Consider the following 14,446-nt stretch of genomic DNA (forward strand, 5'->3'; position numbering starts at 1 on the left):
GTCCGACGCGTCAGGCGTCGACGGATGCCTCGTCGCGAGCGCGACGCCGTCGCAACTCGACGAGCCCGCGGTTGACCTGCCTGGCCCAGGTGGGCCCGCGGTAGATGAACGCGGAGTACCCCTGCACGAGCGTGGCGCCGGCGTCGAGGCGTCGCTGCACGTCTTCGGCGGTCTCGACGCCGCCGACGGAGATGATGCAGAGCTCGGCAGGAACGTGCTCGCGCACGAGCCGGAGCACCTCGAGCGATCGCGCCGCGAGCGGCGCCCCCGAAAGACCGCCGGCGCCGATGCGCTCGACCTCGGCGGCCGACGCCGTGAGGCCGGAGCGGGCGATGGTCGTGTTCGTGGCGATGATGCCGTCGAGTCCGAGCCGCGTCGCGAGTTCGCAGATGCGCACGACCTCGTCGTCGGCCAGGTCTGGCGCGATCTTCACGAGCAGCGGCGTGCGGCCGGCGGCCGCCCGCACGGCCTCGAGCAGCGGCGCGAGCGCGTCGAGCTCCTGCAGGCCGCGCAGGCCCGGCGTGTTCGGCGAACTGACGTTCACCACGAGGTAGTCGGCGTAGGGCGCGAGCACGCGCGTGCTGCGCTCGTAGTCGGGCACGGCATCCTCGACGGCCGTGACCCGGCTCTTGCCGATGTTGACGCCCAGCACGGGTCGGTGCCGACGACGTGACAGCCGCGAGAGACGCCCCACCGCGGCATCCGCCCCGCCGTTGTTGAAGCCCATGCGGTTGACCAGCGCCCGGTCGGCGACGAGGCGGAACAGTCGCGGGCGCTCGTTGCCGGGCTGCGCGATCGCCGTGATCGTGCCGACCTCGACGTGACCGAAGCCCAGATTGCCGAGGCCGCGCACCGCGAAGCCGTCCTTGTCGAACCCAGCGGCGACGCCGAACGGCGACGGGAAGCGCAGGCCGAGCGCCTCGACCGCGAGCGCGTCGTCGGGCCTCGTGAACGACTCCACGAACCGACCGAGGCCGAGGGTCGGCAACAGGCGGATGAACCGGAACGCGAAGTGGTGCGCGTACTCAGGGTCCATGCGCGAGAAGACGAGGGAGAAGAGGAGAGGATACATGCCGTCTTTCAGGGTAGCGGAGCGGGCAGGACGGCCGGCGCCCGTGTCACTCGACGGGTCGGGCGGGCAGACGGCCGTGCACCTCGCGGAGCCGCGCGATCGCCGTCTCGAAGTCGTCGAGCGACTCGAACGCCTGGTAGACGCTCGCGAATCGCAGGTAGGCGACCTCGTCGAGCTCGCGCAGCGGCGGCAGGATCGCGAGCCCGATGTCGTTGGCCTCGATCTGCGAGGCTCCGGTCGAGCGGATCGTCTCCTCGACGGTCTGCGCGAGCATCGCGAGATCCGAGTCGGTGACCGGGCGCCCCTGGCAGGCCTTCTTCACGCCGAGCACGACCTTCTCGCGGCTGAACGGTTCGGTCACCCCGCTGCGCTTGATGACCGAGAGGCTGGCCGTCTCGGTCGTGGAGAAGCGCCCACCGCATTGCGGGCACTGCCGGCGGCGACGGATCGAGAGCCCGTCGTCACTCGTGCGGGAATCGATGACGCGGGAATCCGAATGACGGCAGAACGGACAGTACATGGTCCGTCAAGCCTAGCGGGGTGAGCGGAGCGCCTCGGATGCCTCGGCCTCGACCGCCTGCGGTGCTCGGAGCCCGTCGCGGGCTCCGCTCCCCCGGGTCAGCCCTCGAAGCGGGCCGTGACCGCCTCGCCGTGCGCGGGAAGGTCCTCTTCGGCCGAGAGCGTCGCGACGACCGAGGCGACCTCGCGGAGGGCGGCCTCGTCGTAGCGCACGACCTGCTGCGGCCGCAGGAACGTCGCGGCCGACAGGCCCGCGACGTGGCGGGCGGTGCCGCCGGTGGGCAGCACGTGGTTCGACCCGGCGGCGTAGTCGCCGAGGCTCACGGGCGAGTGCGGGCCGATGAAGATGGCCCCGGCGTTCTCGATGCGCGCGAGCGTGGCGTCGGGGTCGGCGACCTGGATCTCGAGGTGCTCTGGTCCGAACGCGTTCGTGAAGGCCGCCGCCTGCTCGAGGTCGTCGACGAGCACGAGCGCCGACTGCGGGCCCTGGATCGCCGCGCGCACGCGCTCGGAGTGCCTGGTCGCGGGCACGCGCGCCTCGAGCCTGGCGAGCACGGCGCCCGCCAGCTCGGCCGAGTCGGTCACGAGCACGGATGCCGCGAGCTCGTCGTGCTCGGCCTGGCTGACGAGATCGGCGGCGACGAAGTCGGGGTCGGCGCCCGCGTCGGCGATGACGAGGATGTCGGTGGGGCCGGCCTCGGCGTCGATGCCCGTCACCCCGGCGACGAGTCGCTTCGCCGCCGCGACGAACACGTTGCCGGGGCCTGTGACACGCTGAACCGGGTCGAGGCCGATGCCGGGAACGCCGTATGCGAACGCGCCGATCGCGCCCGCGCCGCCCATGGCGTAGACCTCGTCGACGCCGAGCAGCGCCGCGACCGCCGCGATCGTGGGGTGGATGCGCCCGTCGTGCTCGGCCTGCGCCGGCGACGCGAGCGCGATCGAGCGCACGCCGGCGACCTGGGCCGGCACGACGTTCATGACCACGCTCGAGGGGTAGACGGCCTTGCCACCCGGAACGTACAGTCCGACGCGTTCGACCGGCTGCCAGCGCTGCTCGACGACGGCGCCGGGCGCGAGCACGGTCGTGACCGGCACCGGCACCTGGGCCGCACTCGCCTCGCGGACGCGGGCGATCGTCGACTCCACGGCGGCGCGCACCTCGGGGGCGAGTGCGTCGAGCGCGGCCGCGAGCTGCTCGGCCGGCACGCGCACCGCCGCGGGCCGCACGCCGTCGAACCGCTCGGCCTGGTCGAGCAGCGCCTGCTCCCCATGCTCGCGCACCTCGTCGATGATGCGGCCGGCCGGCGCGAGCGCCGCAGTGACGTCCGTCTCGGCGCGCGGCACGAGCGCGAGCAGTTCGGACGGGGTCGGGCGGGAACCGCGGAGGTCGAGTGTGCGCAGCATGATCATCAAGCGTACCGACCGGTGCACGCGCCGTTCGCCCGAGCCGTCACACGAGGCAGTTGGGACCGAGGAGGCTCTTCAGCTCGCCGTAGAAGTCCGCGCTGACCTTGACCGGGTACTGCGCCACCTCGAAGACCCGACCGACACCGCCCTTCGTCAGCGTGATGCGCACCTCGGTCTCGCCTCGATGACGCCCGAGCACCTCTCGAAGCGCCTCCGTCGTCTCGTGCGTCGCCCGATGGTCGGGGATCGTGATCTTCACGATGCCCGAATCGTCGTCTTGCCCGAGGTCGGGCGAGAACACGCTGAACGCGTGCAGGTTCATGCCGTCGTCGCGCATGCTGACCCGCCCGCGCACGACGGCGATCGAGTCCGACTGCAGGCCGGGTGCGAACTCCTGGTACGCCTTGCCCATGAACATGACCGTGATCTCGCCCGAGAAGTCCTCAACGGTGATCATGCCGTACTGGTTGCCCGACGACTTGGCGATGCGGTGCTGCACGCTGGTCACGAGCCCGGCCACGACGACGGTCTCGCCGTCCTGCGTCGAGTCCGACGTGGTGAGATCGAGGATCGAGCTCGAGGCGTGCTTCGCCAGCGGCACCTCGAGTCCGTCGAGGGGGTGCTCCGACACGTACAGGCCGAGCATCTCGCGCTCGAACGCGAGCTTCTGCTTCTTCGGCCACTCGGGCCGGTCGGGCACGAGCGAGGGCACGGAGTCGCGCTCGTGGTCGTCGAACAGGCTGTCGAAGTCGAACCCGATGTCGCCGACCTCTTCGGCTCGTTTCTCCTTGACGACCGACTCCACCGCCCCCTCGTGGATCTCGACGAGCGACCGTCGCGTGTGCCCGAGGGAGTCGAACGCGCCTGCCTTGACCAGCGACTCGACGGTGCGCTTGTTCGCGACCGGCAGCGGGCACTTCTTCAGGAAGTCGTGGAAGGACTCGAACCGCCCCTTCTCGTCGCGGGCCGCGCGGATCGCGTCGACGACGTTGAACCCGACGTTGCGCACCGCGCCCATGCCGAAGCGGATGTCTTCGCCGACGGCCGCGAAGTACCCGATGGACTCGTTCACGTCGGGCGGCAGCACCTTGATGCCCATGCGGCGGCACTCGTTGAGGTACAGCGCGAGCTTGTCGCGCGCGTCGCCGACGCTCGTGAGCAGCGCGGCCATGTACTCGGCCGGGTAATGGGCCTTGAGGTAGGCCGTCCAGTAGCTGAGTACGCCGTAGGCGGCCGAGTGCGCCTTGTTGAAGGCGTAGTCGGAGAACGGCAGCAGGATCTCCCAGAGCTTCTGGATCGCGGCATCCGAATATCCGTTGGCCTTCATGCCGCCCGAGAAGCCCTCGTACTGCTTGTCGAGCTCGGACTTCTTCTTCTTGCCCATTGCGCGCCGCAGGATGTCGGCCTGGCCGAGGCTGAACCCGGCGACCTTCTGCGCGATCGCCATGACCTGCTCCTGGTAGATGATCAGGCCGTAGCTCGTGTCGAGGATCTCTCTCAGGGACTCCTCGAACTCCGGGTGGATCGGGGTGATCTCCTGCAGGCCGTTCTTGCGGAGCGCGTAGTTGATGTGCGAGTTCGCACCCATCGGACCCGGTCGGTACAGCGCGATGACGGCCGAGATGTCCTCGAAGTTGTCGGGCTTCATCTGGCGCAGGAGCGACCGCATGGGCCCGCCGTCGAGCTGGAAGACGCCGAGCGTGTCGCCCTTGCCGAGCAGTTCGTAGGCCCCGGCGTCGTCGAGCGCGAGGTCTTCGAGCACCGGGCGGAACCCGCGGTTCGCCTCGATGTTGTCGAGCGCATCGTCGATGATCGTCAGGTTGCGCAGCCCGAGGAAGTCCATCTTGATCAGGCCGAGCGACTCGCAGGCGGGGTAGTCGAACTGCGTGACGATCTGGCCGTCCTGTTCGCGCTTCATGATCGGGATGATGTCGATGAGCGGGTCGCTCGACATGATCACGCCGGCAGCGTGCACGCCCCACTGCCGCTTCAGGTTCTCGAGCCCGAGCGCCGTCTCGAAGACCGTCTTCGCCTCGGCGTCGGTCTCGACGATCGCCCGGATGTCGGCGGCCTCCTTGTAGCGAGGGTGGTTCTTGTCGAAGATGCCCGTGAGCGGGATGTCTTTTCCCATGACGGGAGGCGGCATCGCCTTCGTGAGCTTCTCGCCCATCGAGAACGGGAATCCGAGCACCCGGCCGGAGTCCTTCAGCGCCTGCTTCGCCTTGATGGTGCCGTAGGTCACGATCTGCGCGACGCGCTCGTCGCCGTACTTCTCGGTGACGTACTTGATGACCTCGCCGCGACGACGCTCGTCGAAGTCGACGTCGAAGTCGGGCATGGAGACACGGTCGGGGTTCAGGAACCGCTCGAAGATGAGGCCGTGCTGCAGCGGGTCGAGGTCGGTGATGCGCATCGCGTACGCGGCCATCGACCCCGCACCCGAACCGCGGCCGGGGCCGACGCGGATGCCGTTGTTCTTCGACCAGTTGATGAAGTCGGCGACGACGAGGAAGTAGCCCGGGAAGCCCATCTGCGAGATGACCCCGACCTCGTAGTCGGCCTGCTTGCGCACCGCGTCGGGGATGCCGTCGGGGTAGCGCACGTGCAGGCCCCGCTCGACCTCCTTCACGAACCAGCTCTGCTCGTCTTCGCCCTCGGGCACCGGGAAGCGCGGCATGTAGTTGGCGCTCGTGTTGAACTTCACGTCGCAACGCTCGGCGATGAGCAGCGTGTTGTCGCACGCCTCGGGGTAGTCGCGGAACACCTGTCGCATCTCGGCGGCGGTCTTCAGGTAGAACTCGTCGGCGTCGAACTTGAACCGGTTCGGGTCATCGAGCGTCGAGCCCGACTGCACGCAGAGCAGGGCCGCGTGGCTCTTGGCGTCGTGCGAATGCGTGTAGTGCAGGTCGTTCGTGGCGACGAGCGGCAGGTCGAGCTCCTTCGCCAGGCGGTGCAGGTCGCTCATGATGCGGCGTTCGATGCCGAGGCCGTGATCCATGATCTCGGCGAAGTAGTTCTCTTTGCCGAAGATGTCGCGGAAGTCGGATGCCGCCTTCAGCGCCTCGTCGTACTGGCCGAGCCTGAGGCGGGTCTGCACCTCGCCCGACGGGCACCCGGTGGTCGCGATGAGCCCCGACGAATACGTCGACAGGAGTTCGCGGTCCATGCGCGGCTTGAAGTAGTAGCCCTCGAGCGAGGCCCGGCTCGAGAGCCGGAAGAGGTTGTGCATGCCCTCGGTGCTCTGCGAGAGCAGGGTCATGTGCGTGTAGGCGCCCGAGCCCGAGACGTCGTCGCCGCCGCCGTTGCCCCAGCGGATGCGCGTCTTGTCGCCGCGATGCGTGCCCGGCGTGACGTACGCCTCGGTGCCGATGATCGGCTTGATGCCGGCGTCGGTCGCCTGCTTCCAGAAGTCGTAGGCGCCGAACACGTTGCCGTGGTCGGTGACGGCGACGGCCGGCATGCCCTGCTCCGCCGCGGCGGTGACGAGCTCACCGACCCGGGCCGCACCGTCGAGCATCGAGTACTCGCTGTGCACGTGCAGATGGACGAAGGAATCGGCGGCCACTGGGCTCCTCTTCGGATGCTGCGGGGTGGTTCTCGGGGGTCACTCGAGTCTACGGCGACCCGGCGTCAGTGCCGCCCGTTCAGTCGGCGCGGAGCGATTCGAGCGCCGCGGCGAGGTCGGCGGGGTACTCGGACTCGAACGTGACCCGGTCGCCGGTCGCGGGGTGCGTGAGCGAGAGCCGATGCGCGTGAAGCCACTGCCGCGTGAGCCCGAGCCGGGCCGAGATCGTGGGGTCGGCGCCGTACATGGCGTCGCCGACGCAGGGATGCCGCTGGGCGGCCATGTGCACTCGGATCTGGTGCGTGCGGCCGGTCTCGAGGTGCACCTCGAGCAGCGAGGCGTACGGGAACGCCTCGAGCGTCTCGTAGTGGGTCACCGCGTGCTTGCCGTCGGTGACGACCGCGAACTTCCACTCGGAGCGCGGGTGGCGCCCCACGGGCGCGTCGATCGTGCCCGCGAGGGGGTCGGGATGGCCCTGCACGACCGTGTGGTAGACCTTGTCGACCTCGCGATCGTGGAACTGCCGCTTGAGCTCGGTGTAGGCGCGCTCGGACTTGGCCACGACCATGAGCCCGCTCGTACCGGCATCGAGCCGGTGCACGATGCCCTGCCGCTCGGGGGCGCCGGAGGTCGAGATGCGAAAGCCTGCCGCGGCGAGGGCGCCGACCACGGTCGGCCCCTGCCAGCCGAGCGACGGATGCGCCGCGACGCCGGCCGGCTTGTCGACGACCACGAGGTCGTCGTCGTCGTGGACGATGCCGAGGTCGGGCACCGCGATCGCGACGACCTCGACCATGCGCGGCGGTTCCCAGCTCACCTCGAGCCAACTGCCGGCGCGCAGCCGATCGGACTTGTCGGCGGTACGACCGTCGATGACCACGCCGCCGGATGCCGCGACCTCGGCCGCGTGGGTGCGCGAGAAGCCGAGGAGCTTCGCGAGCCCCTGATCGACGCGGATGCCCTCGAGCCCGTCGGGGACCGGGAGGGAACGATGCTCCATGCGGTGCTAGGCCTCGCGGACGACCGGCGCGACGCCGCCCGGCGCTGCTCCGGGTTCGCCCTCGGCGGGCTCGACCGACTCGGTGGTCTGCTCGTCGGCACTGGCCGAACGCTTGGTCTCACGCGACCCGTCGAGCCCGACGCCGCGAATCGTGAGGATCATGAACAGCACCATGCTGGACACGATCGCCATGTCGGCGACGTTGTAGATCGCCGGGATCAGCCACGGAGTCGAGACGAAGTCGACCACGTGCCCGAGGCCGAAGCTCGGCTCCCGGAGCAGCCGGTCGGTGAGGTTGCCCAGCACTCCGCCGAGCAGGAGCCCGAAGACGAGCCCCCACGCGACGGACCGGATGCGCCTGGCGAACCAGATGATGAAAGTGATGACCGCGGCGGCCAGGATCGTGAAGATCCAGGTCATGCCGCTCGCGAGCGAGAAGGCCGCCCCCGGGTTCCGCACGAAGTGCCACTGGAGCACGTTGCCGAGCACCGGCACCGTCTCGCCCTCGGTGAGGTTGGAGACGACGAGGAACTTGCTCAGCTGATCGAGTCCGTAGACCGCGAGCGCGCCGAGGACGAGGACGACGAGGGCGGTTGCAGTTCCGGCCTTCGCGCCCCGCTCAGGCTCCAAAGCCCTGGAAGGTGGGTGCGGGGGCCTGCTCGTTCGTCACACCGGTCACCGGGGCGTGGTAGCCCTGGTTGTCGGGCACCGAGACGGGTGCGGCGGTGTCGAGGTCGCGCAGCTGGCCCTCGATGTAGCTCTTGAGCTTCTGGCGGTACTCGCGCTCGAACAGACGCAGGCCGTCGACGCGCTTCTCGAGCGCCTGGCGCTCCTGATCGAGGACGCCGATCTGGGCGCGCTGCTTGGCCTCGGCCTCGGCGACGACGCGTGCCGCGGTGGCGTGGCCCTCGGCGATGAGCGCGTCGCGCTTCTCGATGCCCTCGCGCACGTGCTCCTCGTGCAGGCGACGAGCGAGCTGCAGCAGGTTCGTGGTGCTGGCCTGCTCGTCGAAGTCCGACTGAGGGGCCGGGGCGGGCACCGTCACGGCGACCGTCGCGGGCTGGGGCGTCGGCTCCGCGTAGACGGGGGCGGACGCCACGGGAGCGGCGGCGGCCGACTTCGCGGCCTCGGCGGCCCGCGCCTCGGCGGCGGACACGCGCTGACGCAGCTCCTCGTTCTCCTGATTCAGTCGACGAAGCTCGACGACGACCTCGTCGAGGAAGTCGTCGACCTCATCCTGGTCGTACCCCTCGCGGAACTTCGTCGCCTGGAAGCGCTTGTTGACCACATCTTCCGGAGTTAGCGCCATGGCTTCTCACCCTCACATCTTCGAACTGTTCGTTGCGTTCTGCTAAACGGTAGCAAAGTCCACTCGGTTCCCCCAGTGCCGGGGTCATGCAGTGCGTCGTGTTCGCAGGAGATCGTCAGGCGATCGCCGCAAGCCACGATACGACGGTCATCGCCATGATCACGACGAGCATGGCCAGAGACCAGCCCAGATCGAGCGCGACCTGCCCGATGCGGATGGGCGGGATGAGCCGCCGGAAGAACCGCACGAGGGGGTCGGTGATCGAGTACACGATCTCGACGACGACGAGCCAGGCACCCTGAGGACGCCAGGATCGGTTGAACGTCCGGATGAGGTCGAGCACGAAGCGCGCCCACATCACGAAGAAATAGATGACGAGCAGTGTGTAGAGAATGCTCCAGACGACGGACAGCGCACCCACCCGCCGCTACGCGTGCGTGAAGAACGACGCGTCGACATCGCCGTCGGCGTCGCCGGTCTCACCGGAGACCACCACATGCGACGGCGACAGCAGGAACACCTTGCTCGTGACCCGCTCGATCTTGCCGTGCAGGCCCTGCGAGAGGCCGCTGGCGAAGTCGATGAGGCGACGGGCGTCGCCGTCGGACATCTGCGAGAGGTTGATGATGACCGGGACTCCCTCGCGGAAGGACTCGGCGATGACCTGCGCGTCGCGGTATTGACGCGGGTGCACGGTGAGGATCTCGTTCATCTCCGCCTGCGGGGTGCTCGGTTGGACAGGGTGCTTGCTGCGGAGCGGCGTGACGGCCGCCCCGGCCTTGGGTGCCGGCGCGGCGTGCACGACCGGCGATGCCGGCGCGGGGGCCGACGCTTCTCGGGGCTCGGTCTCGAACTCCTCGTCCGCGAGGCCGAGGTAGACCATGGTCTTCTTGAGCGGGTTGGACATCGCTGCCTCCGTCTAGGTTCCGTCTCTTCGAGGCTAACCGGCGACCGGACGATTGCCGGTGATTGCGGTGCCGATCCGTAGGTGTGTCGCGCCCTCGGCCACGGCCTCCTCGAGGTCGTGGCTCATGCCCATCGAGAGGTCGGCCGCTGCGGGGGCGAGGGGGCGCACCACCCGCTCGGAGAGCTCGCGCACCCGCGCGAACGCGGGCCGTGCGGGCTCCTCGAGCGGTGCGACCGCCATCAGGCCCCGCAGGCGGAGGCCGGGGGTCGCGAGCACGTGCTCGACGAGCGCGCCGAGGTCGGATGCCGCGACACCGCCTCGACCGGGGTCATCGGTGAGGTTGACCTGCACGAAGGCGTCGACGGACGTCTCGTCCGAGCGGAGCGCGTCCACGAGCGCCGGGCGATCGATCGAGTGGATCGCCCCGGCATAGGCGCGCACCTGCCTGGCCTTCTTGCTCTGCAGCTGGCCGATGAAATGCCAGCGCAGCTCGAGGTCGGCGAGCTCGCGCTGCTTGGCCTGCGCCTCCTGATGCCGGTTCTCGCCGACATCGCGCACGCCGAGCGACGCCAGGTCGCGCACGAGCGACGCCGGGTGGAACTTCGTCACGACGATCGTCGTGATCCCATCCGGGTCGCGCTCTGCGAGCCTCGCGGCCGAGTCGACGCGATCACGCACCGCGAGCAGTCGCTCGCGGAGACGATCGACGTCATGACCGGCGTGCTCGGAGCTCACTTCAGGAAGTCGGGGATGTCGAGGTCGTCGTCTGCGGCGTCGAAGGCGGGATCGCTCACGATCTGGTCGGCCGTCGAGGTCTCGGGCCCGCCCCAGTTCGCCGTCTCGACGAGCTCGTCGATGTCGATCTCGCCGATGACGTCGGCCGAGTCCGCGCTCGACGAGGCCGCCCCGCCGATGCCCGCACCGACGGCCGCGGGCACGAGCTGCTCGCGCCTCGCCTCGACGGGCTTCGAACCGGGCTCGCCGCCGTCGAAGCCGGCCGCGATGACGGTGACGCGCACCTCGTCGCCGAGCGTGTCGTCGATGACCGCGCCGAAGATGATGTTCGCCTCGGGGTGCACGGCCTCCTGCACGAGCCTGGCGGCATCGTTGATCTCGAAGATGCCGAGGTTCGACCCGCCCTGGATCGAGAGCAGCACACCGTGCGCGCCGTCGATGGAGGCCTCGAGCAGCGGGCTCGCGACGGCGAGCTCGGCGGCCTTGATGGCTCGATCGGCCCCCCGCGAGGACCCGATGCCCATGAGGGCGGAACCGGCGCCCTGCATGACCGACTTGACGTCGGCGAAGTCGAGGTTGATGAGGCCAGGGGTCGTGATGAGGTCGGTGATGCCCTGCACGCCGGCGAGCAGCACCTGGTCGGCCGTGGCGAACGCCTCGAGCATGGAGATGCCGCGGTCGCTGATCTCGAGCAGCCGGTCGTTCGGCACCACGATGAGGGTGTCGACCTCTTCCTTCAGGCGCGCGACGCCCTGCTCGGCCTGCGTCTGACGGCGCTTGCCCTCGAAGCCGAAAGGCTTGGTGACGACACCGATGGTGAGCGCGCCGATCGACTTCGCGATGCGCGCGACGACGGGAGCGCCACCGGTGCCGGTTCCGCCGCCCTCTCCGGCGGTGACGAACACCATGTCGGCGCCCGCGAGCGCCTCCTCGATCTCTTCTGCGTGGTCTTCGGCCGCTCGCCGTCCGACCTCGGGGTCGGCGCCGGCGCCGAGCCCGCGCGTGAGGTCGCGGCCGACGTCGAGCTTGACGTCGGCGTCGCTCATGAGCAGCGCCTGGGCGTCGGTGTTGATCGCGATGAACTCGACACCGCGGAGGCCGAGTTCGATCATGCGGTTGACCGCGTTGACGCCGCCGCCGCCGATACCGACGACCTTGATGACGGCGAGGTAGTTCTGGTTAGTCGACATCTCCGGCCCTTCGTGCGAACTCTGAACTTTGAACCTCAAGTCGAGGGTTAAAGTCTTGCCGAGTATGCAATTCCTGTGTTCGAAGGTAAGCGGAGGCGGAGCACCGCACTGCAAGGCACGCGGGCGTGTCGCGAGAAGGTTCGATCGGTTGCCCGGACCCGGGCCGAGCCGACGCTCACCGTCGCTGCCCTCACTGCGTGACGGGGCTCATCGGTGCCGACACGTCGTACTGCGAGACCGTCTCGGGCGGCGCCGCGCGCATGAGGCCGGCGAGCACCGCGGCCTTCAGGGAGGACTCCTCGGCACTGCCCCACACGACGCGCGCGTCGCCGAGCTCGAGTTCGACGTCGTCGGCCGTCTCGGCGCTCGCACCCGTCACGAGCGGGCGCACGTCGGCCGGAAGGCTGCGCACGACGGCGGCGACCGCACGGAAGCCGTCGCTGGTCACTCCCCCGTCGACGCTGATCAACGGCTGCCCGTCGGGCCTGGACTCCGGTCGTTCGATGACGACGCCGGCGGCATCGACGAGGGCCAGGCCCTCGGAGGTCTCGATCACGCCGACCGGCGTGCGCTCGACGAGCCGCACGACGAGCGTTCCCGGCGGAACGGCCTCGAGCTGGTACGTCTCGATGAGCGGGAACTCCGAGAGCGCCGCCTGCACCTCATCGCGATCGATCAGGGTCAGCGGCGTGCCGAGCATCGGGTCGAACGCGCTCACGACGCCCTCGGCGGGCACCCGCGAGGCGCCCTCGACGCGCACCTCGCGCAACGCCATGAGCGGTGAGTAGGCGCCGACCACGACCACGGCGACGAGCAGCGCCAGCGTGCCGAGCGAGACGCCCCATGCCAGCCGTCGCCGCCTCGAACGCACGGTGAACCGGCGCACCTCGGCCCGCTCGTAGCGCTTGCGCGCCCGAGTCGCCGCGGCGACGTCACGGCGGGCGGCCCAACGGCTGCGTGCCGTCGTCACCGGCTCGGCGCGAGGAGCGTCGGATGCCTCGGACGACGCGCCCGTCCGTTCGCCTGCGAGTCGTTCGACGTCGACCTCGATCGGTTCCGTGTGCGCCTGATCCGCGGCGCTCGGTGCACGCTGCGGCGCCGGGGCCGGGCGGGCGCTCCGCGCGTCGGCGGTCGGTGCCGGCTTCGGCACCGCGTCGCCGGACCGTGCGGATCGGTTCGTCCGCGCGGTGGATCGCGCGGATTCGGAGGCACTCGGCTTCGCGGCCGGTCGCGTCTGCGCCGGCCGTTCGAATCCCTGCGGCCGCTTCACGCGGCGTGCACCCTCACCCGCGCTCCCGCTCGAGCGAGCCGAGCAGCTGCGGCACGATGCGGTAGACGTCACCGCAGCCGAGGGTGATCACGTAGTCGCCCGGCCGCGCGATGCGCGCCGTGTGGTCGGCGGCCTGCTGCCAGTCCGCGAGGAAGGCCACATGCGAGGCATCCGCGAATCGTTCGCTGACGAGCGCACCGGTCACCCCGGGCACGGGGTCTTCACGCGCGCCGTACACGTCGAGCACGACGGTCTCGTCGGCGTACTGCTCGAGCACCTCGGCGAACTCCTTGGCGAAGGCCTGCGTGCGGCTGTACGTGTGCGGCTGGTGCACGGCGATGATGCGACCCTCGCCCACGACCGTGCGCGCAGCCGACAGCGCGGCCGCGACCTCGGTGGGGTGGTGGGCGTAGTCGTCGTAGACGCTCACGCCGCCGACGATGCCGTGCAGTTCGAAGCGGCGCCCCGTGCCCGAGAACGCCTCGATGCCGGCCAACGAGGCGGCCGGATCGAATCCGAGCCCGACGAGCACCGCGAACGCGCCTGCCGCGTTGATCGCGTTGTGGCGGCCTGGCACGCGAAGTCGGGCGGTGTGGTCGACGCCCTCGTACGAGACGCTGAAGGCCACGGGGCCGTCGGTGACGACGGAATGCAACCGCACCGTGGCATCGGATGCCTCGCCGAACGTGATGACGTGCTCGTTCGACAGCCGCTCTGACACGCGCACCGCGCCGGCATCGTCGCTCGAGATCACGACGAGCTCGCTCGCTCGGTCGGCGAACTCGACGAACGCCTGCTCGAACGCCTCGCGGGAGCCGTAGTGGTCGAGGTGATCGGGATCGACGTTGGTGATGAGCGCGACGGCCGTGTCGTAGAGCAGGAACGAGCCGTCGGACTCGTCGGCCTCGACGACGAAGAGTTCGCCGGCGCCCGCGGCCGAACTCACGCCCAGGTCGGCGAGCACGCCGCCGTTGACGAAGCTCGGGTCGGCGCCGAGCGCCCGGAGGGCAGTCACGATCATGCCCGTCGAGGTGGTCTTGCCGTGCGCGCCCGCGACCGACACGAGCCGGCGGCCCGCGATCAGGGCCGCGAGGGCGTGCGAGCGGTGCAGCACGGGCAGGCCGCGTTCGAGGGCCAGTCGGTACTCGGGGTTGTCCTGCCAGAGCGCACCGGTGACCACGACCGTGTCGACGTCGTCGCCGAGGTTGGCCGCCGCGTGGCCGATGGCGATGTCGGCGCCGAGCTCGCGGAGGGCGGCGATGTTCGCCGAGTCGCGCACGTCGGAGCCGGTCACCCGATGCCCCTCGCCGATGAGGAGCCGCGCGATGCCGCTCATGCCCGAGCCGCCGATGCCCACGAAGTGCACGGCTCCGAGGCTGGTCGGGATCGGGATGGACAGATCGGGCTTGATGGTCACGACGATGCTTTTCTTCCGGCTCGGGGTTCGGGGTGCGGGGCGCTGGGTGCGG

General features: G+C 70.0%; 13 protein-coding genes. All 13 read right to left on the reverse strand.

Annotation, left to right across the window (positions count from 1 at the left end):
• Window positions 1-10 precede the first annotated feature (10 nt).
• The 13 genes from AC3IPY_RS10880 to murC all read right to left on the reverse strand — a co-directional run bounded on the left by AC3IPY_RS10880 (window position 11) and on the right by murC (window position 14,394).
• On the reverse strand, window positions 11-1,072 hold the full coding sequence (locus AC3IPY_RS10880; protein ID WP_489184313.1) for a quinone-dependent dihydroorotate dehydrogenase: 1,062 nt from the start codon (window positions 1,070-1,072) through the stop codon (window positions 11-13).
• A gap of 46 nt (window positions 1,073-1,118) precedes the next feature.
• Window positions 1,119-1,592 carry a transcriptional regulator NrdR gene (gene nrdR, locus AC3IPY_RS10885; protein WP_489184314.1) on the reverse strand — a complete coding sequence of 158 codons (474 nt, stop codon included), beginning with the start codon at window positions 1,590-1,592 and terminating at the stop codon, window positions 1,119-1,121.
• A 98-nt stretch (window positions 1,593-1,690) separates the two neighbouring features.
• Window positions 1,691-2,998: a histidinol dehydrogenase gene (gene hisD / locus AC3IPY_RS10890; protein WP_489184315.1), complete on the reverse strand. Its 1,308-nt coding sequence runs from the start codon at window positions 2,996-2,998 to the stop codon at window positions 1,691-1,693.
• A 46-nt stretch (window positions 2,999-3,044) separates the two neighbouring features.
• Window positions 3,045-6,518, reverse strand: a complete 3,474-nt coding sequence (gene dnaE / locus AC3IPY_RS10895) for a DNA polymerase III subunit alpha (RefSeq protein ID WP_489188302.1) — start codon at window positions 6,516-6,518, stop codon at window positions 3,045-3,047.
• Window positions 6,519-6,645: 127 nt separating this feature from the next.
• Entirely contained in the window at window positions 6,646-7,566 is a 921-nt protein-coding gene (locus AC3IPY_RS10900; RefSeq protein ID WP_489184316.1) for an RluA family pseudouridine synthase, read from the reverse strand.
• Window positions 7,567-7,572: 6 nt separating this feature from the next.
• Window positions 7,573-8,196, reverse strand: coding sequence for a signal peptidase II (lspA, locus tag AC3IPY_RS10905; RefSeq protein WP_489184317.1), 624 nt, complete (start codon window positions 8,194-8,196; stop codon window positions 7,573-7,575).
• On the reverse strand, window positions 8,186-8,875 hold the full coding sequence (locus tag AC3IPY_RS10910) for a DivIVA domain-containing protein (RefSeq protein WP_489184318.1): 690 nt from the start codon (window positions 8,873-8,875) through the stop codon (window positions 8,186-8,188). The genes lspA and AC3IPY_RS10910 overlap by 11 nt, the downstream gene beginning before the upstream one ends.
• Before the next feature lie 115 nt (window positions 8,876-8,990).
• Window positions 8,991-9,296, reverse strand: coding sequence for a YggT family protein (locus tag AC3IPY_RS10915; protein ID WP_489184319.1), 306 nt, complete (start codon window positions 9,294-9,296; stop codon window positions 8,991-8,993).
• 6 nt (window positions 9,297-9,302) lie between these two features.
• Window positions 9,303-9,782, reverse strand: coding sequence for a cell division protein SepF (locus tag AC3IPY_RS10920; protein ID WP_489184320.1), 480 nt, complete (start codon window positions 9,780-9,782; stop codon window positions 9,303-9,305).
• Window positions 9,783-9,815: 33 nt separating this feature from the next.
• On the reverse strand, window positions 9,816-10,517 hold the full coding sequence (locus AC3IPY_RS10925) for a YggS family pyridoxal phosphate-dependent enzyme (protein ID WP_489184321.1): 702 nt from the start codon (window positions 10,515-10,517) through the stop codon (window positions 9,816-9,818).
• Window positions 10,514-11,707, reverse strand: a complete 1,194-nt coding sequence (gene ftsZ, locus AC3IPY_RS10930; protein ID WP_489184322.1) for a cell division protein FtsZ — start codon at window positions 11,705-11,707, stop codon at window positions 10,514-10,516. The genes AC3IPY_RS10925 and ftsZ overlap by 4 nt, the downstream gene beginning before the upstream one ends.
• Before the next feature lie 190 nt (window positions 11,708-11,897).
• Window positions 11,898-12,677: a cell division protein FtsQ/DivIB gene (locus AC3IPY_RS10935; RefSeq protein WP_489184323.1), complete on the reverse strand. Its 780-nt coding sequence runs from the start codon at window positions 12,675-12,677 to the stop codon at window positions 11,898-11,900.
• A 313-nt stretch (window positions 12,678-12,990) separates the two neighbouring features.
• On the reverse strand, window positions 12,991-14,394 hold the full coding sequence (murC, locus tag AC3IPY_RS10940) for a UDP-N-acetylmuramate--L-alanine ligase (RefSeq protein ID WP_489184324.1): 1,404 nt from the start codon (window positions 14,392-14,394) through the stop codon (window positions 12,991-12,993).
• Between the last annotated feature and the right edge of the window lie 52 nt (window positions 14,395-14,446).

This window comes from Agromyces sp. GL_144 (genome assembly GCF_057834305.1).

Excerpts from the sequence above, each read along its gene's own strand:
- AC3IPY_RS10880 (WP_489184313.1), bottom strand. The coding sequence starts at position 1,072 with ATGTATCCTCTCCTCTTCTCCCTCGTCTTCTCGCGCATGGACCCTGAG.
- nrdR (WP_489184314.1), bottom strand. The coding sequence starts at position 1,592 with ATGTACTGTCCGTTCTGCCGTCATTCGGATTCCCGCGTCATCGATTCC.
- hisD (WP_489184315.1), bottom strand. The coding sequence starts at position 2,998 with ATGCTGCGCACACTCGACCTCCGCGGTTCCCGCCCGACCCCGTCCGAA.
- dnaE (WP_489188302.1), bottom strand. The coding sequence starts at position 6,518 with ATGCTCGACGGTGCGGCCCGGGTCGGTGAGCTCGTCACCGCCGCGGCG.
- AC3IPY_RS10900 (WP_489184316.1), bottom strand. The coding sequence starts at position 7,566 with ATGGAGCATCGTTCCCTCCCGGTCCCCGACGGGCTCGAGGGCATCCGC.
- AC3IPY_RS10910 (WP_489184318.1), bottom strand. The coding sequence starts at position 8,875 with ATGGCGCTAACTCCGGAAGATGTGGTCAACAAGCGCTTCCAGGCGACG.
- AC3IPY_RS10920 (WP_489184320.1), bottom strand. The coding sequence starts at position 9,782 with ATGTCCAACCCGCTCAAGAAGACCATGGTCTACCTCGGCCTCGCGGAC.
- ftsZ (WP_489184322.1), bottom strand. The coding sequence starts at position 11,707 with ATGTCGACTAACCAGAACTACCTCGCCGTCATCAAGGTCGTCGGTATC.